General features: G+C 71.6%; 20 protein-coding genes and 1 pseudogene. 13 read left to right on the top strand and 8 right to left on the bottom strand.

The window, feature by feature from the left end; translation table 11 throughout:
• Nucleotides 1–81 precede the first annotated feature (81 nt).
• The 8 genes from IEY98_RS18930 to IEY98_RS18895 all read left to right on the top strand — a co-directional run bounded on the left by IEY98_RS18930 (nt 82) and on the right by IEY98_RS18895 (nt 9,172).
• On the top strand, nt 82–1,995 hold the full coding sequence (locus IEY98_RS18930; protein WP_189211913.1) for an Hsp70 family protein: 1,914 nt from the start codon (nt 82–84) through the stop codon (nt 1,993–1,995).
• 153 nt (nt 1,996–2,148) lie between these two features.
• A complete protein-coding gene (locus tag IEY98_RS18925; protein ID WP_189211912.1) occupies nt 2,149–2,343 on the top strand; it encodes a DUF3046 domain-containing protein in 195 nt (64 codons plus the stop codon).
• A gap of 218 nt (nt 2,344–2,561) precedes the next feature.
• The gene (recA, locus tag IEY98_RS18920) at nt 2,562–3,578 is read left to right on the top strand and encodes a recombinase RecA (protein ID WP_189211911.1); all 1,017 of its coding nucleotides are present in this window, start codon (nt 2,562–2,564) and stop codon (nt 3,576–3,578) included.
• 1,127 nt (nt 3,579–4,705) lie between these two features.
• The gene (locus IEY98_RS32730) at nt 4,706–5,164 is read left to right on the top strand and encodes a regulatory protein RecX (protein WP_373292425.1); all 459 of its coding nucleotides are present in this window, start codon (nt 4,706–4,708) and stop codon (nt 5,162–5,164) included.
• 220 nt (nt 5,165–5,384) lie between these two features.
• The gene (locus IEY98_RS18910; protein ID WP_189211909.1) at nt 5,385–5,660 is read left to right on the top strand and encodes an Rv0250c family protein; all 276 of its coding nucleotides are present in this window, start codon (nt 5,385–5,387) and stop codon (nt 5,658–5,660) included.
• Nucleotides 5,661–5,697: 37 nt separating this feature from the next.
• Entirely contained in the window at nt 5,698–6,483 is a 786-nt protein-coding gene (gene sdhC / locus IEY98_RS18905; RefSeq protein ID WP_189211908.1) for a succinate dehydrogenase subunit SdhC, read from the top strand.
• A gap of 36 nt (nt 6,484–6,519) precedes the next feature.
• Nucleotides 6,520–8,424: a fumarate reductase/succinate dehydrogenase flavoprotein subunit gene (locus IEY98_RS18900; protein WP_189211907.1), complete on the top strand. Its 1,905-nt coding sequence runs from the start codon at nt 6,520–6,522 to the stop codon at nt 8,422–8,424.
• 1 nt (nt 8,425) lies between these two features.
• Nucleotides 8,426–9,172, top strand: a complete 747-nt coding sequence (locus tag IEY98_RS18895) for a succinate dehydrogenase/fumarate reductase iron-sulfur subunit (RefSeq protein ID WP_189211906.1) — start codon at nt 8,426–8,428, stop codon at nt 9,170–9,172.
• 54 nt (nt 9,173–9,226) lie between these two features.
• Here the strand turns inward: IEY98_RS18895 and IEY98_RS18890 are convergent, their stop codons facing one another.
• The 4 genes from IEY98_RS18890 to IEY98_RS18875 form a co-directional block, all read right to left on the bottom strand.
• A complete protein-coding gene (locus tag IEY98_RS18890; protein WP_229787068.1) occupies nt 9,227–10,075 on the bottom strand; it encodes an amino acid ABC transporter permease in 849 nt (282 codons plus the stop codon).
• Nucleotides 10,072–10,728, bottom strand: a complete 657-nt coding sequence (locus IEY98_RS18885; protein ID WP_189211905.1) for an amino acid ABC transporter permease — start codon at nt 10,726–10,728, stop codon at nt 10,072–10,074. The genes IEY98_RS18890 and IEY98_RS18885 overlap by 4 nt, the downstream gene beginning before the upstream one ends.
• Before the next feature lie 65 nt (nt 10,729–10,793).
• Entirely contained in the window at nt 10,794–11,681 is an 888-nt protein-coding gene (locus IEY98_RS18880) for a glutamate ABC transporter substrate-binding protein (protein WP_189211904.1), read from the bottom strand.
• 53 nt (nt 11,682–11,734) lie between these two features.
• Entirely contained in the window at nt 11,735–12,463 is a 729-nt protein-coding gene (locus IEY98_RS18875) for an amino acid ABC transporter ATP-binding protein (RefSeq protein ID WP_189212452.1), read from the bottom strand.
• A gap of 168 nt (nt 12,464–12,631) precedes the next feature.
• Between IEY98_RS18875 and IEY98_RS18870 the strand changes: the two genes are divergently transcribed.
• Nucleotides 12,632–13,309: a response regulator transcription factor gene (locus tag IEY98_RS18870; protein ID WP_189211903.1), complete on the top strand. Its 678-nt coding sequence runs from the start codon at nt 12,632–12,634 to the stop codon at nt 13,307–13,309.
• Nucleotides 13,310–13,342: 33 nt separating this feature from the next.
• Nucleotides 13,343–14,743 carry a sensor histidine kinase gene (locus IEY98_RS18865; RefSeq protein ID WP_189211902.1) on the top strand — a complete coding sequence of 467 codons (1,401 nt, stop codon included), beginning with the start codon at nt 13,343–13,345 and terminating at the stop codon, nt 14,741–14,743.
• On the opposite strand, the gene IEY98_RS18860 is transcribed toward IEY98_RS18865, so the two are convergent.
• On the bottom strand, nt 14,740–15,657 hold the full coding sequence (locus tag IEY98_RS18860) for a TAXI family TRAP transporter solute-binding subunit (protein ID WP_189211901.1): 918 nt from the start codon (nt 15,655–15,657) through the stop codon (nt 14,740–14,742). The two genes, IEY98_RS18865 and IEY98_RS18860, sit on opposite strands and share 4 nt — an antisense overlap.
• A 69-nt stretch (nt 15,658–15,726) precedes the next feature.
• Between IEY98_RS18860 and miaB the strand changes: the two genes are divergently transcribed.
• Nucleotides 15,727–17,187 (top strand): tRNA (N6-isopentenyl adenosine(37)-C2)-methylthiotransferase MiaB, encoded by a 1,461-nt coding sequence (gene miaB / locus IEY98_RS18855; protein ID WP_189211900.1) that lies wholly within the window; start codon nt 15,727–15,729, stop codon nt 17,185–17,187.
• Nucleotides 17,184–17,681, top strand: a complete 498-nt coding sequence (locus IEY98_RS18850) for an Rv2732c family membrane protein (RefSeq protein WP_229787067.1) — start codon at nt 17,184–17,186, stop codon at nt 17,679–17,681. The genes miaB and IEY98_RS18850 overlap by 4 nt, the downstream gene beginning before the upstream one ends.
• Here IEY98_RS18850 and dapF read toward each other — a convergent pair.
• From dapF to IEY98_RS18835, 3 genes are read right to left on the bottom strand one after another with little or no spacing between them, the layout of a single operon-like run.
• Nucleotides 17,670–18,497, bottom strand: coding sequence for a diaminopimelate epimerase (gene dapF, locus IEY98_RS18845; protein ID WP_189211899.1), 828 nt, complete (start codon nt 18,495–18,497; stop codon nt 17,670–17,672). The two genes, IEY98_RS18850 and dapF, sit on opposite strands and share 12 nt — an antisense overlap.
• Before the next feature lie 4 nt (nt 18,498–18,501).
• Nucleotides 18,502–19,389, bottom strand: coding sequence for a tRNA (adenosine(37)-N6)-dimethylallyltransferase MiaA (gene miaA, locus IEY98_RS18840; protein WP_229787066.1), 888 nt, complete (start codon nt 19,387–19,389; stop codon nt 18,502–18,504).
• Nucleotides 19,386–20,075, bottom strand: a complete 690-nt coding sequence (locus IEY98_RS18835; RefSeq protein ID WP_189211897.1) for a class III extradiol ring-cleavage dioxygenase family protein — start codon at nt 20,073–20,075, stop codon at nt 19,386–19,388. Before IEY98_RS18835 ends, miaA begins: the two co-directional genes overlap by 4 nt.
• Nucleotides 20,076–20,303: 228 nt before the next feature.
• Here IEY98_RS18835 and IEY98_RS32725 point away from each other — a divergent pair.
• A pseudogene (locus IEY98_RS32725) lies at nt 20,304–20,839 on the top strand (DUF349 domain-containing protein); the annotation flags it as partial.

Below are 20,839 nucleotides of genomic sequence, written 5' to 3'. Positions count from 1 at the left end.
CGGGCATGGCAGCATCACACCCGACATCCCGGGGGTGGCCGCGGCGAGCGCGGCTGGGGGTTGCTTGACGAGGGGAGAGCAGTGAACGTCCTGTCCGTGGATCTCGGCACGTCGAACACCGTCGCCGTGCTGGCCGCGCACGGTCGTCCGCCGCGGGTGGTGGACGTCGACGGGTCGTCGATGATGCCGTCGGCGGTGTTCGCCGCCGAGGACGGCGGGCTGGTCGTCGGCCGCGACGCCGAGCGGCGGGCCCGGCTCGACCCCTCCCGGTTCGAACCCAACCCCAAGCGCCGCGTCGACGAGGGCACCCTGCTGCTCGGCGACGTCGTCGTCCCGGTCACCGACGCGCTGGCGGGCGTGCTGCGGCGGGTCGCCGACGAGACCTCCCGGCAGCTCGCGGGCAAGAAGCCGGACGAGGTCCGGCTGACCCACCCCGCCCAGTGGGGCCCGGTGCGCCGCAACGTCCTGCTCTCCGCGGCCCGGCAGGCGGGCATGGGGTCCAACATCGTGCTGGTCCCCGAGCCGGTCGCCGCCGCCGCGCACTTCGCGTCCTTCCCCGGCCAGAAGCTGGCCCCCGGCCAGGCCCTCGCCGTCTACGACCTGGGCGCGGGCACCTTCGACGTCGCCGTCGTCGGCGCGACGCAGAAGGGCTTCGTCGTGCTCGCCGAGGCGGGCCTGCCCGACCTGGGCGGACTCGACGTCGACCAGGCGCTCCTGGAGCACGTCGGCAGGCAGGTCTCCCACCGCGACCCCGCGGGCTGGCAGCGGCTGCTGCGGCCGGAGTCCACCGGTGACCGCCGCGCGCAGCGCGCGCTGCGCGAGGACGTCAAGGCGGCCAAGGAGGCGCTGTCGAGGCACCCGCAGACGGAGGTGCCGCTGCCGGAGCCGTTCGAGGACGTGCTGGTCACGCGGGTCGAACTGGAGGCGCTGATCCGCCCGGGCCTGCTGCGCAGCGTCGAGCTGCTGGCGGCGACCATCCGCTCCACCGGCATGAGCCCGGACCGGCTCGCGGGCATCTACCTCGTCGGCGGCTCCAGCCGCATCCCGCTGATCGCGACCCTGATCGCCGAGCAGCTGCGGGTTGTGCCGACCAGCCTCGACCAGCCGGAGACCGCCGTCGCCCTGGGCGCGCACCACGTGCCCCAGGAGGGCGTCACGATGCGCACCGGCGACATGAGCGGGGCCATCGAGAACGCCCAGCGCACGCAGGCGATGGTGCCGCGCACCGGCGGATTCACGGCGCAGCCGCAGACCCCGGCCCAGCCGTTCCCGCCCCGTGTCCCGGCGCAGCGGCCCGGGCCGCCGTCCACGCCGGTGCCCGCGCAGGGGCCGCCGTCGGCGCCGATCCCCGTGGGCACGCCCGGCCCGCCGTCGCAGCCCAACCCGCTGCCGCACTACCCGGCGCCGCGTCCGCCGCAGAAGGCCAACAGCAACAAGATGTGGTACCTGGCCACGGCGATCGTCGCGGTCGTGGTGGTCGGCGTGGTCAGCGTCATCATCGCCACGTCGGGCGGCGGCTCGGGCGACCTGGCCGCGGACTGCAGCGACCAGAACACCGACGCCTCGGGCTTCACCCCGTGCATGCGGGAGGTCGCGGGCGATGTCCTCACCACCGGGGACTGCGAGTCCGGCATCAACCTCGGCACCCGCTCGATCCCGACCCCGGGCGCGAAGTCGGCCACCTGCACGCTCGACGACGGCTACATCGCGCTCTACTACCACTTCGACTCGGCCGACCTGGTCGACCAGAACATCGACGCGGTGATCGCGGGGATGGGCAAGAACAAGTCCGACGCCCAGACCGGCGCCTGGAACGGCGGCAAGCTCAGCGGGACCTACTACGAGGTGGAGATCCTCGAGGGCGCGGCCATCCTGCTGTTCAGCGTGGACGACACCCCGATCATGGGGTCGGTCGCGAAGCTGACCCCGGGCGACGGGCCCGTCGACCTGACCGACTACTTCGAGAAGAACATCAAGCCGAGCGTGTCGGGCTGAGTCAGCGCCGGTTGCGGTAGTACAGCAGGCCGGTGATGATCGCGGCGACCAGGACGGCGATGATCCCGATGTCCAGGAGCATGGACTCGGTCTCCGACGGCGGCGAGAACTGCGTGAGCACGGCGCCAGTCTACGGACCCTAGACTGGCGCTGATGCGTATTACCGCTTTCCGCGCGCGGTTGGCCGAGGAGTTCGGCCCGCTCCGCGCCGACACGATCGCCCGCGACCACGTCTTCGCCGCTCTGGGCGGCCGCACGGTCGACCAGGCGCTGGACGCCGGGCTGTCGACGAAGGACATCTGGCGGGCCGTCTGCGAAGTGTTCGAGGTGCCGACCGAGCGCCGGTAGCGGCGCGAGCATGTTTCAGTGCGCCGGTGACGGTGTGAGCATGTTTCAGTGCGCCGGTGACGGCGTGTCGTTATACACCCTCGAACACCTGTTCGCTACGATCCATCCACAGCGGGACCGGTTGTCCACAGGACGGCGATGTCTGCGGAAAATCGTCGGCCCCAGCCCGTAGCGTCAACGGCGTGAGCACGAAGCAGTCTCGAAAAGGTGGAACGACGATGCCAGCAGCCCCGGATCGGGACAAGGCCCTCGAACTGGCCTTGGCCCAGATCGACAAGAACTTCGGGAAGGGCTCGGTGATGCGCCTGGGCGAGGAGACCCGGGCGCCGATCCAAGTCATCCCGACCGGCTCCATCGCCCTCGATGTCGCACTCGGCATCGGTGGCCTGCCGCGCGGACGGGTCGTGGAGATCTACGGCCCGGAGTCCTCCGGTAAGACCACCGTCGCCCTGCACGCGGTGGCCAACGCCCAGCGCGCAGGCGGGATCGCCGCGTTCATCGACGCGGAGCACGCCCTGGACCCCGACTACGCCAAGAACCTCGGCGTGGACACCGACGCCCTGCTGGTGCTGGAGATCGCAGACATGCTGATCCGCTCCGGCGCGCTCGACATCCTGGTCATCGACTCCGTGGCCGCCCTGGTGCCGCGCGCGGAGATCGAGGGCGAGATGGGCGACAGCCACGTCGGTCTGCAGGCCCGGCTGATGAGCCAGGCGCTGCGCAAGATCACCGGCGCGCTCAGCAACTCGGGCACGACCGCGATCTTCATCAACCAGCTGCGCGAGAAGGTCGGCGTCATGTTCGGCTCGCCGGAGACGACGACCGGTGGCAAGGCGCTGAAGTTCTACGCCTCGGTCCGGCTGGACGTCCGGCGGATCGAGACCCTCAAGGACGGCGGCGAGCCGGTCGGCAACCGCACCCGGGTCAAGGTCGTGAAGAACAAGGTCGCCCCGCCGTTCAAGCAGGCCGAGTTCGACATCCTGTACGGCAAGGGCGTCAGCCGCGAGGGCTCGCTGATCGACATGGGTGTCGAGCAGGGCATCCTGCGCAAGTCGGGTGCTTGGTACACCTACGAGGGCGACCAGCTGGGGCAGGGCAAGGAGAACGCCCGCAAGTTCCTGCTGGAGAACCCGGACGTGGCCAACGAGATCGAGAAGCGCATCAAGGAGAAGCTGGGCATCGGGCCCAAGCTCGACGCCGAGGAGACGACCGCCCCGGCGCCGGTCGACTTCTGATGTCGGGGCGGTCGGAGTGGCCCGACGACTGGGTGGTCACTCCGGCCCGGCCCCCGGACGTCCTGGCGGGCTGGGACGACACCGAACCACCCCGTGCGGGGGGAGGGGAAGGACAGACAGGGGACAAGCGGACAGGAAACGAGCAGGCAGGACGACAGGACCAGGCCCCGCGGGGAAGCCCGCAGCCCGGGCGACCGGACCACGCCTCCGGGGAAGGGGCGGGGCCCGCCGCTGGACCGGTCGAGTTCGCGCGGTGGGACGAGGCTCCTGAGCCCGAGGCCGAGCGGCACGCCACGGTCGCAGAGCGGGACGAGCCTGCGGGGCGCAGCGAGCCTGCTGGGCCGATCGAGGCTGCCGGGCGCGATGGGGCTGCGGAGCGCGGTGAGGCTCTGGGGGGAGCATCGGGGGCTGCGCAGGGAGTGGCGCCGTCGGCCCAGGCGCGGTCGACCTCGCGGGCGGAGTCGGACCAGCAGGAGGACTCGCGGTGGGGGCGGGGGCCTGCGGGTGGTCGTCGGTCGGGTTCGGTGCGGGCTGGTGCGGCGGAAGCGGATGCTGTCGCGGATGCTCAGGCGTGGCTTGAGTCGGTTCGCGGGCGTGGGGGCGTGGGGGCCGGATCTGCCGGTGCGCGTGAGGTGGGGGAGGCGCGCGAGGAGGAGAGGTCGCGCGCGTCTCGGGCGGTCGACCGGGAAGAGGCTGGGGTGGCTCCGACGTCCGGCGAGGACCCTTCCCGCGCGGCTCGGGCAGAAGGTGCGGGTGGGGCGCTCGGACGTCAGAGCGGGGCCGTGAGGACTCCGGCTGGGCGGGCCCAGGTTGAGTCCGGGCCGGACGCTGCGGGTGAGCACAGTGCTGGAGCTGGGCTGGATGCGGGGGCTGGACGCGCTGCCGGGGTTCGCCGGGGCGAAGGGGAAAGCACGGCTCGGCACGGTGCGAGGAAAGCGGGGGCTCGGCGGGGCGAGGGGGAAGCCAGGCCTTGGCGGGGTGCAGGGGAAACCGGGGGCTGTCAGGGTGACGGGGAAACCGCGGGCCGTCGGGGTGAGGGGGAAACGGGCTGGCGGGGTGAGGGGGAAGGGCGTCAGGGGCGTCGGCGGCGGGGGGAGGACGTCGACCCTGCTGCCAAGGCGAAGGACATCTGCTACCGGCTGCTGACCATGCGTCCCCACACCCGGACGGAGTTGGCGCAGGCGTTGCGGAAGCGGGAGATTCCCGATGACGTCGCCGAGAGTGTGTTGGGCAAGTTCGATGCCGCCGGGTTGATCGACGACGCCGCGTTCGCCGAGATGTGGGTGCGGTCGCGGCATGAGCATCAGGGGTTGGGGCGGCGGGCGCTCGCCGTGGAGCTCAAGCGGCGGGGGGTCGACAGTTCGGTGGTGGCCGACGCCGTGGGGGCGGTGGATGACGAGGCCGAAGAGGAGCGGGCCGCGGCGCTGGTGCGTAAGCGGTTGCGGGCCATGTCCGGTGTGGACGAGCAGGCCAAGATCCGGCGGCTCGTCGGCATGCTCACGCGCAAGGGGTACGGGCAGGGACTGGCCTATCGGGTGGTTCGCGCCGAACTCGGGGCCGAGGGGCTCGACGAGCTTGGCGAGTGATCACGACCACACCTCATTTCCCCAGGATAACGGGGGTTTGTGAGTGATATCACAGGCGTCTGCGGCACCTTCGTAGCGGTTCGGTGACGCTGCGGCGCGCACCCTGTGGTACTTGTCACACCTGGCATCGGCACGGCAGAGTCGGCGGCGAGGGGATGTCGGGCCCGGGAGCTACCCGGGCGCGGCGGCCACGAACCGACCGGCCTACGGAGGTGCGGACATGTCGAGCACGGAGTACACCGAGCTGCAGCGGACGATAGGTCAGCTGCGGCAATGCGTCGGCGCGCTACGCGCGCGGTACGGCGATGTCCCGGCCGTGCGCCGGATCGCCAACGACATCGATCGACTCGACATCGATGCGGGCGAGCTGGTGCAGCCCGCCCACACCCCGGCTCCGCGTCAGGCGGAGGACGTCGTGGTGGTGCCGGACACGCCCTACGACCCGGCGCTCTGGCAGGGCGCCGACGACGAGGGCGTCGGGGGCTACCAGCGATAGCTCCCCTCCCCCCACCACTGACACGACGAGGACGCGCATGAAGTCAGGCGTCGGCGCCCCCACCAGGGCCCGCATCCCGGATAAGACCCTGCGGACGGACCGGTGGTGGTTGCCACCGCTGCTGACCAACCTGGGCTTGGCGGCCTTCGTCGTCTACGCGACCATCCGGTCGTTCTGGGGTTCGGCGTACTGGGTGCCCGAGCACGGCTACCTGACGCCCTTCTACTCGCCGTGCCTCAGCGAGTCCTGCCTGCCGGGATCCAGCCACTTCGGCACTCCGCTCCCGGAGCTGCCCGGCTGGATCCCGCTGGGCTTCCTGGCCCTGCCGTTCCTGCTCGGCTTCCGCCTGACCTGCTACTACTACCGCAAGGCCTACTACCGGTCGGTCTGGCAGTCGCCCACCGCGTGCGCCGTGGCCGAGCCGCACGACCGGTACACCGGCGAGACGCGGTTCCCGCTGATCATCCAGAACGCCCACCGCTACTTCTTCTACGTCGCGTTCCTCATCTCGATCATCAACACCTACGACGCGATCCTGGCGCTGACCCACGGCCTCGGGCTCGGCGGGATCATCCTGCTGGTGAACGTGACGCTCCTGTGGGCGTACACGCTGTCCTGCCACTCGTGCAGGCACATCGCGGGCGGGCGGCTCAAGCACTTCTCCAAGCACCCGGTGCGTTACCGCCTGTGGACGCTGATCTCCAAGCTCAACGTCCGCCACATGCAGCTGGCCTGGACGACGCTCGCCACCCTCGTCATCACCGACCTCTACGTGATGCTCGTGGCCAGCGGCGTGATCAGCGACCTGCGCATCATCTCCTGACGCCCACCCCCCACCAGATAGAGGGAAAACAACAGCATGACCGAGGTCGAGCGGCACCCGTACGACGTTGTAGTGATCGGTGCCGGTGGAGCGGGACTGCGAGCGGTGATCGAGGCCCGCGAGCGCGGCCTGCGCGTCGCGGTGGTGTGCAAGTCGCTGTTCGGCAAGGCGCACACGGTGATGGCCGAGGGCGGGTGCGCCGCGTCGATGGGCAACGCGAACGCCAACGACAACTGGCAGGTGCACTTCCGCGACACCATGCGCGGCGGCAAGTTCCTCAACAACTGGCGCATGGCCGAACTGCACGCCAAGGAGGCCCCGGACCGCGTCTGGGAGCTGGAGACCTACGGCGCCCTGTTCGACCGCACCCCCGACGGCCGGATCAGCCAGCGCAACTTCGGCGGGCACACCTACCCCCGCCTCGCCCACGTCGGCGACCGCACGGGCCTTGAGCTGATCCGCACGATGCAGCAGAAGATCGTGTCGCTGCAGCAGGAGGACCACGCCGAGTTCGGCGACTACGAGCACCGGATCAAGGTCTTCGCCGAGTGCACCGTCACCGAGCTGATCAAGGACGGCGACCGGATCGCGGGCGCGTTCGGCTACTGGCGCGAGTCCGGCCGGTTCGTGCTGTTCGAGGCGCCCGCGGTGGTGCTGGCGACCGGCGGCATCGGCAAGAGCTTCAAGGTCACGTCGAACTCCTGGGAGTACACCGGCGACGGCCACGCGCTGGCCCTGCGCGCGGGCGCGACGCTGATCAACATGGAGTTCGTCCAGTTCCACCCCACCGGCATGGTCTGGCCGCCCAGCGTGAAGGGCATCCTGGTCACCGAGGGCGTGCGCGGCGACGGCGGGGTGCTCAAGAACTCCGACGGCAAGCGTTTCATGTTCGAGTACATCCCGGACGTCTTCAAGGGACAGTACGCGGACGCGCCCGAGGAGGCCGACCGCTGGTACACCGACCAGGAGAACAACCGCCGCACCCCCGACCTGCTGCCCCGCGACGAGGTCGCGCGCGCGATCAACTCCGAGGTGAAGGCGGGCCGCGGCTCACCGCACGGCGGGGTGTTCCTCGACATCGCCAGCAGGCTGCCCGCCGAGGAGATCAAGCGCAGGCTGCCGTCGATGTACCACCAGTTCAAGGAGCTGGCCGACGTCGACATCACCGCGGAGCCGATGGAGGTCGGCCCGACCTGCCACTACGTGATGGGCGGCATCGAGGTCGACCCGGACACCGCGGCGGCGAGCGTGCCCGGCCTGTTCGCCGCGGGCGAGTGCTCCGGCGGCATGCACGGCTCCAACCGCCTCGGCGGCAACTCGCTGTCGGACCTGCTGGTCTTCGGCAGGCGCGCGGGCCTGGGCGCGGCGGACTACGTCCAGTCGCTGTCCGACCGGCCCAGCGTCGCCCAGTCCGATGTGGACGCCGCGGCGCAGTCGGCGCTGGCGCCGTTCAACCCGACCGACACCGCGGAGAACCCCTACACGCTGCACAACGAGCTGCAGCAGGCGATGAACGACCTGGTCGGCATCATCCGCAAGGCCGAGGAGATCGAGCAGGCCATCGACAAGCTCCAGGCGCTGCGCGTCCGGATCAACGAGGTCACCGTCGAGGGGCACCGCCAGTTCAACCCCGGCTGGCACCTGGCCCTCGACCTGCGCAACATGCTGCTGGTCAGCGAGTGCGTCGCCCGCGCCGCGCTGCTGCGCACCGAGAGTCGGGGCGGGCACACCCGCGACGACTTCCCGCAGATGGACTCCCAGTGGCGCAACACGCTGCTGGTCTGCTCGGCCAGCGGCGACGGCCTGGTGCCCGAGGTCAGGGTGGAGCCCAAGGAGCAGGAGCCGATGCGGCAGGACCTCCTGGAGCTGTTCGAGCTGCCGGAGCTGGAGAAGTACTACACCGACGCCGAGCTGGCGGCGCACCCGGGAAGGACGTCCTGACGTGGCCTACACCGCGAAGTTCAAGGTCTGGCGCGGGGACGCGGAGTCCGGGGGGCTGCACGACTTCGACGTCGAGGTGAACGAGGGCGAGGTCGTCCTCGACATCATCCACCGGCTGCAGGCCACCCAGGCCCCCGACCTGGCCGTCCGCTGGAACTGCAAGGCGGGCAAGTGCGGCTCGTGCTCGGCGGAGATCAACGGCAGGCCGAGGCTGCTCTGCATGACGCGCATGTCGACGTTCACCGAGGACGAGGTCGTCACCGTCACCCCGATGCGCACGTTCCCGGTCATCCGGGACCTGGTGACGGACGTGTCGTTCAACTACACCAAGGCGCGGGAGATCCCGTCGTTCACGCCGCCGAAGGACCTGCAGCCGGGCGAGTACCGGATGCAGCAGGTGGACGTCGAGCGCTCGCAGGAGTTCCGCAAGTGCATCGAGTGCTTCCTGTGCCAGAACACCTGCCACGTGGTGCGCGACCACGAGGAGAACAAGGAGGCCTTCGCGGGCCCCCGCTACCTCATGCGCATCGCCGAGCTGGAGATGCACCCCCTGGACACCGCCGACCGCGTGCGGCCCGCCCAGGACGAGCACGGGCTGGGCTTCTGCAACATCACCAAGTGCTGCACCGAGGTCTGCCCCGAGCACATCAAGATCACCGACAACGCGCTCATCCCCATGAAGGAGCGCGTCGCCGACCGCAAGTACGACCCGATCGTGTGGTTGGGCAACAAGCTGTTCCGGCGCTAGCCGCGACGAAAAGGGGCCCCGGTCACCACGACCGGGGCCCCTTCGCGTTGCGGCTCAGACCGCCTCGACCTGCTTCTCCAGCCGGTCGTCGTGCTCGACGTGCTTCTCGCTGCGGCGCTCGCGCCTGCCGAGGTAGTTGGCGAGCCAGGTGAGCAGCAGGCACATCGCGATGTAGAGCGCGGCCACCACGATGGTGAGCGGGATCAGCGGCCTGCCGAACTCGGCGATGCCGCCGAGGTAGCGGGCGTAGTCCAGCAGCTCCTTGTAGGTGATGAGGAAGCCGAGCGCGGTGTCCTTGAGCAGGACGACCATCTGGCTGACGATCACCGGCAGCATCGCCCGCAGCGCCTGCGGCAGCAGGATCAGGTTCATCACCTGGGTCTTGCGCATGCCGATCGCGTAGGCCGCCTCGCTCTGGCCGCGGGGCAGCGACAGCACGCCCGCGCGGAAGATCTCGGCGAAGACCGCGCCGTTGTAGAGCATCAGGCCGAGCACCACCGAGTAGAACGGGCTGCCCAGGCTGAAGCCGTAGTGGAACACGAAGATCAGGATGACCAGCGGGACGGCGCGGAAGAACTCCACGATCGCCGCCGCAGGGACCCGCAGGATCGCGTGGTCGGAGAGCCTGCCGGCGGCGAGGATCGCGCCGAAGGCCAGGGCGAGGACCGCGCCCGCCGCGAACGCCCGCAGCGTGTTGACGAGCGCGTCGACCAGGGCGACCTGGACGTACTCGTACTGGATCCACTCCCACCGGCGGGCGTCGAACTGGCCGGAGTCGGCGAAGCGCCAGATGACGAAGCCCAGCAGCGCCGCGATGGCGATGACGCCGACGGCGGCGTAGATCCGGTGGCGGATCCGCGCCTTGGGGCCGGGGAAGTCGAACAGGGCCGTGTTGACGCTCACCGGGCCACGCTCCACCGCTTCTCGAGTGCCCGCTGCAGCAGCGTCAGCGGGATGACCAGGATGACGAAGATGAACGCGACCCAGAGCAGCCCGACCAGCACGCTCTCACCGCGCTCGGACAGGTAGTCGCGGATGGCGCCCGCCTCGACCACGGAGAAGCCCGCGGCGACCGTGGTGTTCTTCAGCAGCGCGATCATGGTGCTGATCATGGGCGGGACGACGGAGCGGGCGGCCTGGGGGAGCACGACGCTGCCCAGGGTCTGCCCGAAGGTGAGGCCGACCGCGCGGGCGGCCTCCATCTGGCCGGGGGACACCGTGTTGATGCCGGACCGGATGACCTCGCACACGAACGCCGCGGTGTAGAGCGACAGGGCGATCACCGCGCCGATGAACGGGGTGTAGTCGTCCTGGCTGATGATCTTGAGCAGCGGGAACGCGAAGACGAAGAAGAAGAACACCAGCGTCAACGGCGTGTTGCGGACGATGGTGACATACGCCGTGCCCGCGGCGCGGAACACCGGGACCGGGCTGACCCGCAGCATCGCCAGAACGGTGCCGAGGACCAGCGACGCGGCGGCGGAGAAGACGAACAGGAGCAGCGTGTTGCGGAAGCCGCGCACGAAGATGTCGGTGTTGTCCAGCAATACGTCCATCGGACTCCCCGGTCCAGATAACGGACCGGCGCCCGCGTGGGAGGCGGGCGCCGGTCAGCGGGTGATCAGTAGCGGTCGAGCGTGGGCTTCTCGGCCGTCGCGCCGGACTTGCCGAGGGTGGCGTCGTAGATCGACTGCCAGGTGCCGTCGTCAAGGGCGGTCTGCAGGATGTCGTTGACCTTGTCGCGCAGGGCCTTGTCGTCCTTGGGCAGGCCGATGCCGTAGGGCTCCTCGGAGAAGGTCTTGCCGATCACCTTGAACTTGTCGGGCTCCTGGGCGGCGTAGCCCTTCAGGATGGCGTCGTCGGTGGTGACGGCGTCCACCTGGCCCTGGTCGAGCTGGGTGACGCACTGCGAGTAGGTCTGCAGCTCGACGATGTTGCCCGCCTCGGTCAGGCCCTGGTCGCGCACCCGCTGGATCGGGGTGGAGCCGGTCACCGAGCACACCTTCTTGCCCTTGAGGGTCTCCGGGCCGGTGATCGAGGTGTCGTCCTTGCGGACCAGCAGGTCCTGGCCTGCGACGAAGTACGGACCGGCGAAGGAGATCTGCTCCTTGCGCTTGTCGTTGATCGTGTAGGTGCCGACGTAGTAGTCCACGTCGCCGTTGATGATCGCCTGCTCGCGACCGGCCGACGGGATGGCCTTGTACTCGATCTTGGTGGCGTCGAAGCCGAGCTTGGCCGCCACCAGGCGGGCGATCTCGATGTCGAAGCCGGAGAACTCGCCGGTCGTCGGGTCCTTGTAGCCCAGACCCGGCTGGTCTTCCTTGACCCCGACCACGACCTTGCCGCGCGCCTTGATCTTGTCGAAGGTGGGCGAGCCCTCGACGGTGACGTCGGAGGCGGCCTCCTGGGTGGGGGCCTGACCGCCGCCGGTCGGGCTGCCCTCCTTGCCGCACCCGGTGAGGGCGAGGGCGCTGACGAGCAGACCCGCCGCCAGGCTACGAAGCTTCATCGATCTCCACTCCTGATTCGTTCGGGCGTGGAGCTCCACGCCGCAATGACACCTCAGTGGGTCAGGATCTTGCCAAGGAAGTCCTTCGCCCGCCCGGACTTGGGCGCGCTGAAGAACGAGTCGGGGGTGCTGTCCTCGACGACCTCGCCGTCGGCCATGAAGATCACCCGATCGGCTGCCTGCCGGGCGAAGCCCATCTCGTGGGTGACCACGAGCATGGTCATGCCCTCCTTGGCCAGGGTGGTCATGACGTCGAGCACCTCCTGGACCATCTCCGGGTCCAGGGCCGAGGTCGGCTCGTCGAACAGCATCACCTTCGGGCGCATCGCCAGCGCCCTGGCGATCGCCGCCCGCTGCTGCTGGCCGCCGGAGAGCTGGGCCGGGTACTTCTGCGCCTGGTTGGCGATGCCGACCCGCTCCAGCAGCTCGAGCGCCGTCTTGCGCGCCTCGGCCGCGGGCTGCTTGCGCACCTTGATCGGGCCGAGGGTGACGTTGTCCAGGATGGTCTTGTGGGCGAAGAGGTTGAAGCTCTGGAAGACCATGCCGACCTCGGCGCGCAGCCGGGCCAGCTCCTTGCCCTCGGCGGGCAGCGGCCTGCCGTCGACCTCGATCGTCCCGGAGTTGATCGGTTCCAGCCGGTTGATGGCGCGGCAGAGGGTGGACTTGCCGGAGCCGGAGGGGCCCAGCACGACGACCACCTGGCCCTTCGGCACCTCCAGGGTGATGTCCTTGAGGACGTGCAGTGGGCCGAAGAACTTGTCCACCGACTCCATCCGGATCATGGGCGGAGCGGCGTTCGAGCCGGTCATGCGGGATCCTCCACGAACGCGTGTCGACGGTGAGCTGGCCGGGTTTCGCCGAAACCTACTCCGGCACCGGCCCAAGTCCACCAGGCTTGAGCAACACTTAGGGTCTCAACTCTGTCACACCCGAGTACGGAGGGACACGCGTTGCGAGTGCTGCTCGTGGAGGACGACGACCGGGTGGCCGACGCGCTGATGCCCGCCCTGGTCCGCCGGGGTCTGGCGGTGCGCAGGCTGGCCTCCGGCGCCGGGGTGCTCGACACCGTCGGCGAGGTCGACGTCGTGCTGCTCGACCTGGGCCTGCCCGATGTGGACGGGGTCGTCCTGTGTCGACAGATCCGGGCGGCCAGCGACGTGGCGGTGATCGTGGTGTCGGCGCGCGGCGAGGTCGACGACCGCATCCTGGGGCTGCGCGCGGGCGCGGACGACTACCTGGTCAAGCCCTACGACGTGGACGAGCTGGTGGCGCGCGTGCACGCGGTGCGCAGGCGCAAGGCCCCGGCCGCGGTGGGCGCCACCGGCACTGCCGAACTCGACGGCGTGCACATCGACTTCGACCGCCATGAGGTCACTGTGGACGGTGCGGCCGTGGCCCTGTCGCGCAAGGAGTTCCAGGTCTTCGGCCTCATCGTCGCCGCGGACGGCGCGGTGTGCTCGCGCGAGCACATCCTGGAGGAGGTGTGGGGCCGCGCGGGCGCGGCGGAGAACCGCACGCTCGACGTCCACGTGGCGAACCTGCGCACCAAGCTGGGCCGTCCCGCGCTGATCGAGACGGTGCGGGGGGTGGGCTACCGGCTGGCGCGCAAACCCGACCGCGCGGAGTGAGGCATCCTTGACTTCTGGACGGACGGGGGTGGGATGCGTACCCGGTTGCTCGGCATGGTCTGGTTCCTCGTCGCGCTGGTCGTGTTCGGGCTGGGCGTGCCGCTCGCGCTGTCCGTGGCGGGCACCGAGCAGCGCAACATGTTCCTGGACCGGTTGACCGACATCAACCACTACGCCTCCATGGCCCAGCGCCCGCTGATCGAGAGCCAGCCCGCCGTGATGCGCGACGAGCTGCGGCGCTACCACGAGCTGTACGGCATCGACATCGTCGTGGTCGACCGCGACTCGCGGGCGCAGGTCGGCTCCGGCCGGTTCGGCCAGAACGAGATCGACCTCGACGACCCGCTGGTGCAGACCCAGCTCAACGAGGCGCTGGCCGGGCGCAGGCCGCAGTCGGGGTCGCTGCTGATGCCCTGGGACGACAGCCCGATGGTCATGGTCGCCCCGGTCCTGGTCGACGCCGACGTGCGCGGGGCCGTGGTCAGCGTGTCGCCGACCGACCGCGTCCGGACCAGGGTCCTGTGGTGGTGGCTGCTCATCGGCGCGGGCGGGGTGGCCGCGTTCGCGCTGGCCCTGCTGGTCGCGGTGCCGGTCATCCAGTGGATCCTGCGGCCGGTGCGCAGGCTGGACGAGGCCACCGGCGCACTGGTCGGGTCTGTCGTCGGCGGGCGCGACGTCGAGCCGGTCGGCAGCGCGCACGGGCCGCCCGAGCTGCGCCAGCTCGGCCGCTCCTTCGACCAGATGGCCGCCAGCGTCGCCGACACCCTCGCCGCCCAGCGCGCGTTCGTCGCCGACGCCTCCCACCAGCTGCGCAACCCGCTGACCGCGCTCAAGCTGCGGCTGGCGAACCTCGAAGGCCACGTCGACGAGGCCGCCGAGGTGCACAGGGTGGCCGCGGCCGCCGAGGCAGACCGGCTCAAGCGCATCCTCGACGAGCTGCTGGCCATGGCCCGCGCCGAGGGGGCGGGCGGCGACCTGGTGCCCGTCGACGTCGACCAGGTCGTGGCCGAGCGGGTCGCCGACTGGGACGTGGTGGCCACCGCGCGCGGCATCGACCTCGACATCGAGGGCCTCGCGGGCGACGTCGTCGTGCTGGCCCCCGCCCGCGGCGTCGACGGGATCCTCGACGCGCTGCTGGACAACGCGCTGAAGTTCACCCCGTCCGGTGAGCGCGTGCGGGTGACGGTCGCGAGCACCGACAACCGGGTCGAGCTGGCCGTGCGCGACCACGGCCCGGGGCTGCGCCCCGACGAACTGGACCGGGCGACCGACCGGTTCTGGCGCAGCCACGCCCACCAGAACGTGCCCGGGTCCGGCCTCGGCCTGGCGATCGTGAGCCGGATCGTGGCCAAGGCGGGCGGGGAGCTGCGGCTGGACCTGCCCGACGGCGGCGGGCTGCGGGTGACGGTGGTGCTGCCCGCGCGGCCGGTCTAGATCTTCTGCTCGCGGTAGTAGCGGACCGCGCCCGGGTGCAGCGGGACCGGGTCGGTCTCGATCGCGGAGTGGATGTCGATCGCCGTCGCCGCCTTGTTGGCCCGCACCAGCGCGGGCTGGGCCTCGAACAGGGTCTCCACCAGCGCCATGGCCAGGTCGGCAGGCATCGCGTCGGTGGTCAGCAGGTAGTTCGGCACCGAGAGGGTGTTCACCGCGGGACCGGCGAGGTGGTAGGTCGACGCCGGGATGAGCTCGGCGTTGTAGACCGGGTAGCGGTTGATCAGGTTGGGCAGGATGTCGGTCATGTCGATCAGGCGGATGCGCCTGATCGCCGACAGGTCCTCGATGAGGTCGGTCGGCAGGCCGCCGGACCAGAAGAACGCGTCGATGTCGCCCGCGTTGAACGCGTCGATGGAGGCGGCGAGACCCAGGTCGCGGGTCTTCAGCCCGCCGGTCAGCCCGGCCACCTCCAGCACGCGGCGGGCCATGACCGCGACCCCGGACTCCGGCGCCCCGATCGAGACCCGCCTGCCCGCGAGGTCGGCCACCGCCTCGATGGGGTCCTCGTCGCGGACGACCAGGTGCAGGTAGTCGTTGTAGAGGCGGGCCAGGGCCATCGGCCTGCGCGGGCCGGGACGGCGCTCGGCGGCCACGTCGGCGGCGCTGAAGGCGATGTCGACCTCGCCGCCCACCAGCTTGTTCAGGTTGTCCGGCGAGCCGCGGGTCTGCAGGACCTCCGGCCGGGCCATGCCCAGCCGGGCGCGGCAGGCGTCGGCCAGCGGGGCCGACAGCGCGTGGTAGACGCCGCCGTCGAAGCCCGCGGCGATGCGCAGCCGGACGCCCTCGAACCCGGTGTCGCACGCGGTCAGCAGCGCGAGCGCCACCAACACCACGCACAGCCGAACCCGGGTCATCGGCCGATCGTGCCAGACGCGGGTGGCTCTGGGGGCCCGGTCCGCCTGCGCGTACCCTCAATCACCGAGATGCGCACCTATGAAGTCCGCACCTTCGGGTGTCAGATGAACGTCCACGACTCCGAGCGGCTCTCCGGGCTGCTGGAGGACGCCGGATACGTGGCGGCCGGTCCCGGCCAGGCCGCGGACGTCGTCGTGTTCAACACCTGCGCCGTGCGCGAGAACGCCGACAACAAGCTGTACGGCAACCTCGGGCACCTGGCGCCGGTGAAGAACGCCAACCCGGGGATGCAGATCGCCGTCGGCGGCTGCCTGGCGCAGAAGGACCGCGGCGAGATCGTCCGCAGGGCCCCCTGGGTCGACGTCGTGTTCGGCACGCACAACATCGGCTCGCTGCCGGTGCTGCTGGAGCGCGCCCGGCACAACCGCCGCGCCGAGGTGGAGATCCTGGAGTCGCTGGAGACCTTCCCCTCCACGCTGCCCGCCCGCCGCGACTCGGCGTACGCGGGGTGGGTGTCCATCTCCGTGGGCTGCAACAACACCTGCACGTTCTGCATCGTCCCGTCGCTGCGCGGGCGGGAGAAGGACCGCCGCCCCGGCGACGTGCTGGCCGAGGTCAAGGCGCTGGCGGCCGAGGGCGTGCTGGAGGTGACGCTGCTCGGGCAGAACGTCAACTCCTACGGCGTGGAGTTCGGCGACCGCTACGCCTTCGGCAAGCTGCTGCGCGCGTGCGGGGACATCGACGGCCTGGAGCGGGTCCGGTTCACCTCCCCGCACCCGAAGGACTTCACCGACGACGTCATCGCCGCGATGGCCGAGACCCCGGCCGTGTGCCACCAGCTGCACATGCCGCTGCAGTCGGGCTCCGACGACGTCCTGCGCCGCATGCGCCGCTCGTACCGGTCCACGCGCTACCTGTCGATCCTCGACAAGGTCCGCGAGGCCATGCCGGACGCGGCGATCACCACCGACATCATCGTGGGCTTCCCCGGCGAGACCGACGCGGACTTCGAGGCGACGCTGGACGTCGTGCGGCAGGCGCGCTTCTCCGGGGCGTTCACCTTCCAGTACTCCAAGCGGCCGGGCACGCCCGCGGCCGAACTGCCCGACCAGCTGCCCAAGCAGGTCGTCCAGGAGCGCTACGAGCGGCTGGTCGAGCTGCAGGACTCCATCTCCTGGGAGCTGAACAAGCAGGTCGTGGGGAAGACCGTGGAGCTGCTGGTCGCCACCGGCGAGGGCCGCAAGGACGCCGACACCCGGCGGATGAGCGGCCGCGCCCGCGACAACCGGCTCGTGCACTTCACCCCGGCGGAGGGCGTGCGGCCCGGCGACATCGTCGAGGCGGTCGTCACCTACGCCGCCCCGCACCACCTGGTGGCCGACGGGCCGCTGGTGTCGCACCGACGCACGCGCGCGGGCGACAACCACGAGGCCGGTCTGCGGCCGAAGACCAACGGCGTCGGGCTGGGCCTGCCCGGCTTCGGCGCGCCGCCGCCCGCACCGGCCGAGACGGGGTGCGCTGTCCGATGAGCACCGACGAACCGATGGACTCCACCGACCAGGCGCTGCGCGCGGAGGTCGACGAGGTCGAGCGGCGGGCGTCGCGCCGGGTCGAGCTGGGTGGTCGGGCCGTCGTACTGGCGGTCGGGGTGTTCGCCCTGATGATCGGCTACATCCTGCCGTGGATGGGCACGGCGGCGGGCTGGGAGGTGCTGCTCGGCGCAGGCGACGCCGCGGGCAAGGCGGGCATGGTGCCTCGCCTGTTCGCCGCGACGTCGCTGGTCTTCGGCGTGGTCGCCTCCGCGCTCGCGCTGATCACCCGGCTGTGGGCGCTGACCTGGGTGTGCGCGCTCGGCGGCTGGTTCGCCTCCGTCGACGGGATGCTGGCGATCTGGACGCGGCAGTCGTCGGCCGGGCTGGACTCGCCCGGGCCGGGCATCGGCCTGGTGATCAGCGAGATCGCCGTCGTCGTGGTCGCCACGCTGTGGTTCAAGACGGCGTGGTCGCGGCCGCTACAGGCCTGACCACCACTCCTGGCCGAGGGTGCCCTCGGCGACGAACTCGGCCGGGCCGGTGAGCGTGGCCGTGCCGTCGGCGATCGCCACCCGCACCGTTCCGCCGGGGATGTGGACGGTCACCTCGCCGTCGGCGCGTCCGGCCGCGCGCAGGGCGGCGGCCGCGGCGGCGACGGTCCCGGTGCCGCAGGAGCGGGTCTCGCCGACGCCGCGCTCGTGCACCCGCATGCGGATCTCGGCGTCGCCCGCCGGGACGATGAACTCGATGTTCACCCCGTTCGGGAAGACGGCGCTGTCGAACCCGGGCTGGGTGGTGAGGTCGAGGCCGTCGAGGTCGTCGGTGACGCACGCCAGGTGCGGGTTGCCGACGTCGACGCCGATGCCGGTCATGGTCCTGCCGTCGACCGTGGCGGTGGACGTGCCCAGGAGGCGCACCGGGCCCATGTCGACGGTGACGTCGCCGTCGGGGTGGACCGTCGCCGTGCGCAGGCCCGCCCGCGTGCCGACGGGGAACTCGGGGCCGTCGACCAGGTCGTGCTGGGCCAGGTGGCGGGCGAAGACGCGCACGCCGTTGCCGCACATCTCGGCGATGGACCCGTCGGCGTTGCGGTAGTCCATGAACCACACGTCGCCGTCGATGCCCTCGGGGGCGTCCGGGACGGCCTTGGTCCGCACGACGCGCAGCACCCCGTCCGCGCCGAGGCCCCGCCTGCGGTCGCAGAGCGCGCGCACCCGGCTCTCGGTCAGGTCGAGGTCGCCGTCGGGGTCGGGCAGCAGCACGAAGTCGTTCTGGGTGCCGTGGCCCTTGCGGAACGGGATGGCCATGCCATCAGCCTACGACCGCCAGCGCGGCATCGAGCAGGTCGGGGCGGGCGGCGTCGAGCCAGACGACGCGCTTGTCCCTGCGGAACCAGGAGCGCTGGCGGCGGACGAACCGGCGGGTGGCGCGCGCGGTCTCCTCGGCGGCCGCCGCGAAGTCCCCGGTGTCGAGCGCGGCGAGGACCTGCTGGTAGCCGAGCGCGCGGGAGGCGGTGCGGCCCTCGCGCAGGCCGTGGGCCTCCAGCGCGCGCACCTCGTCGACCAGGCCCGCGGCGAACATCCGCTCCACCCGGGTGTCGACCCGGGCGTCCAGTTCCTCGGGGTCGCGGTCGATGCCGATGAGCACGGCGCCGTAGCGGGGCGGGCCGGGGCGCGGCATGGTCGCGGAGAACGGGCGGCCGGTGAGCTCGATGACCTCCAGCGCGCGCACGATCCGCCTGCCGTTGCTGGGCAGGATCGCCCCGGCGGCGACGGGGTCGAGCCGGGTGAGGCGCTCGTGCAGGACGGCGGCGCCCACCTGGGTCAGCTCGGCCTCCAGCCGGGTCCGCAGCTCCGGGTCGGTGCCGGGGAAGTCGAGGTCGTCGAGCACGGCCTGGACGTACAGCCCGGAGCCGCCGACCAGGATCGGGGTGCGGCCGCGCTCGCGGATGTCCTCGATCGCGGCGCGGGCGTGGCGCTGGTAGGCGGCCACGGACGCGGTCTCGCGGACGTCGAGGACGTCGAGCTGGTGGTGCGGGACGCCGCGGCGCTCGGCAGGGGTGATCTTCGCGGTGCCGATGTCCATCCCGCGGTAGAGCTGCATGGCGTCGGCGTTGACCACCTCGCCGTCGAGGCGTTCGGCGAGCGCGACGCCGAGGTCGGACTTGCCGGTGGCGGTCGGGCCGACCACGGCGATCACGCGGGCTCCCAGATCGCCAGGTGGTAGGCGACGCCGAAGGGCGTGAGCGTGGTCGATCGGGTGGCCTGCCACGCGCGGCCGTCGGCGTCCACCGCGCCCGCGAGGACCTGCCAGGGCGCCCGCCCCACCGCGCCCAGCTCGGCGGCCAGGGCGGGGTCGAGCGCGCGCAGGGCGGCGGTGTCGACGGTGGCGAGGGCGTGCGCCACCCGCTCGTCGAACTCGCCCGCCCGGTCGTCGGGCTTGCCGACGGCGCGCTCGCCGTGGCGGTGGGACCCGTCGCCCAGCACCAGCAGCGCGCCCGATCCGCCCGCGAGGGCGCGGCCCAGCTCGGCGCAGGAACCCGGGTCGAGGTCGGGGTCGACGAGGCGCAGGTCGACGGACTCGGCCCCGGCCCGCTCGCGCAGCCAGCCCGCGATCAGGGCGGGCAGCGGCCAGAAGGCGTCGGGGGCGCCGTCGCCGTCGCCGAGGGTCACGCGGACGTCGACGCCGTAGCCGCGGAACGTGCCCACGCCGGTGGCCGGCGCCTGGCCCACGCCGACGACGGTCCAGCGGGGCGACGCGGCGGCCAGCTCGCGCGCCACGTCGAGGCAGGCGGCGCGGACCGCGTCGGCGTCGCGGTCGCCGCCGCCGACCAGTTCGGGCACCAGCAGCGGCGGATGCGGCAGGACCGCGACGCGCGAGATCACGGCCAGAGGGTACGTCCGCCGCACATTCTCGGCGTTCCCACCCCACGCGGCGCGGAGTTTGCGGCACCATGGCTACGAGTGCGGCCCTCGGGATACCCAGGTGGCAGTTGACCTGTTTGAATGCGCGCAGGTACATCGGCCCGAAAAGGTCGTACGCACAGTGCTGGGCCCCGCGCGAGCGGGGCGCCCGCGACAGCCGCGGGCACGCAGGCGGGAGGAGCCGGCCACATGACCGACGAGCAGGACAACGCCCAGGCCGTGACGGAGCGCGGTCAGACCACCGTCGCCGACCCGGTGGCGCCCACGGAGGCCCAGGCGCCCGCCAGCCCGGCCGCCGTCGTCGCGGCGACCGCGGACCCCGCCCCCGCACCGGCTGACGACCCCACCCCCGCGTCGCAGCCCGCCGCCGAGCAGCCCGCGGCCGAGCAGCCCGCCGAGCCCGTGCCCGCGCCGGACGTCGTGGCCGCCGTCGCGCACCCGCCCGCGGCGCCGACCCCCGGTGACGAGGTCCCGCCCGTGGCCGTCGCGTCCGACGACCCGGGCAAGTGGGGTCGGGTCGACGACGAGGGCACCGTCTACGTGCGCACCGCCGAGGGCGAGCGCGTGGTCGGCTCGTGGCAGGCGGGCGAGCCCGCCGAGGGCCTGGCCCACTTCGCCCGCCGCTTCGACGACATCCGCACCGAGGTCGAACTGCTCGGCGCGCGGCTGGCGTCCGGGTCCGGCGACCCGAAGCAGGCGGCCACCTCCGCCCGCCACCTCAAGGA

Origin of the sequence: Actinokineospora fastidiosa, assembly GCF_014648415.1 — a bacterium.
In the GTDB taxonomy this organism is placed as follows: domain Bacteria; phylum Actinomycetota; class Actinomycetes; order Mycobacteriales; family Pseudonocardiaceae; genus Actinokineospora; species Actinokineospora fastidiosa.
This window is presented reverse-complemented; position numbering and strand designations above follow the sequence as displayed.

Coding starts and splice junctions, on each gene's coding strand:
- IEY98_RS18925 (WP_189211912.1), top strand. CDS start 2,149: ATGCGTATTACCGCTTTCCGCGCGCGGTTGGCCGAGGAGTTCGGCCCG.
- recA (WP_189211911.1), top strand. CDS start 2,562: ATGCCAGCAGCCCCGGATCGGGACAAGGCCCTCGAACTGGCCTTGGCC.
- IEY98_RS18910 (WP_189211909.1), top strand. CDS start 5,385: ATGTCGAGCACGGAGTACACCGAGCTGCAGCGGACGATAGGTCAGCTG.
- sdhC (WP_189211908.1), top strand. CDS start 5,698: ATGAAGTCAGGCGTCGGCGCCCCCACCAGGGCCCGCATCCCGGATAAG.
- IEY98_RS18900 (WP_189211907.1), top strand. CDS start 6,520: ATGACCGAGGTCGAGCGGCACCCGTACGACGTTGTAGTGATCGGTGCC.
- IEY98_RS18885 (WP_189211905.1), bottom strand. CDS start 10,728: ATGGACGTATTGCTGGACAACACCGACATCTTCGTGCGCGGCTTCCGC.
- IEY98_RS18880 (WP_189211904.1), bottom strand. CDS start 11,681: ATGAAGCTTCGTAGCCTGGCGGCGGGTCTGCTCGTCAGCGCCCTCGCC.
- IEY98_RS18875 (WP_189212452.1), bottom strand. CDS start 12,463: ATGATCCGGATGGAGTCGGTGGACAAGTTCTTCGGCCCACTGCACGTC.
- IEY98_RS18865 (WP_189211902.1), top strand. CDS start 13,343: ATGCGTACCCGGTTGCTCGGCATGGTCTGGTTCCTCGTCGCGCTGGTC.
- IEY98_RS18860 (WP_189211901.1), bottom strand. CDS start 15,657: ATGACCCGGGTTCGGCTGTGCGTGGTGTTGGTGGCGCTCGCGCTGCTG.
- miaB (WP_189211900.1), top strand. CDS start 15,727: ATGCGCACCTATGAAGTCCGCACCTTCGGGTGTCAGATGAACGTCCAC.
- IEY98_RS18850 (WP_229787067.1), top strand. CDS start 17,184: ATGAGCACCGACGAACCGATGGACTCCACCGACCAGGCGCTGCGCGCG.
- dapF (WP_189211899.1), bottom strand. CDS start 18,497: ATGGCCATCCCGTTCCGCAAGGGCCACGGCACCCAGAACGACTTCGTG.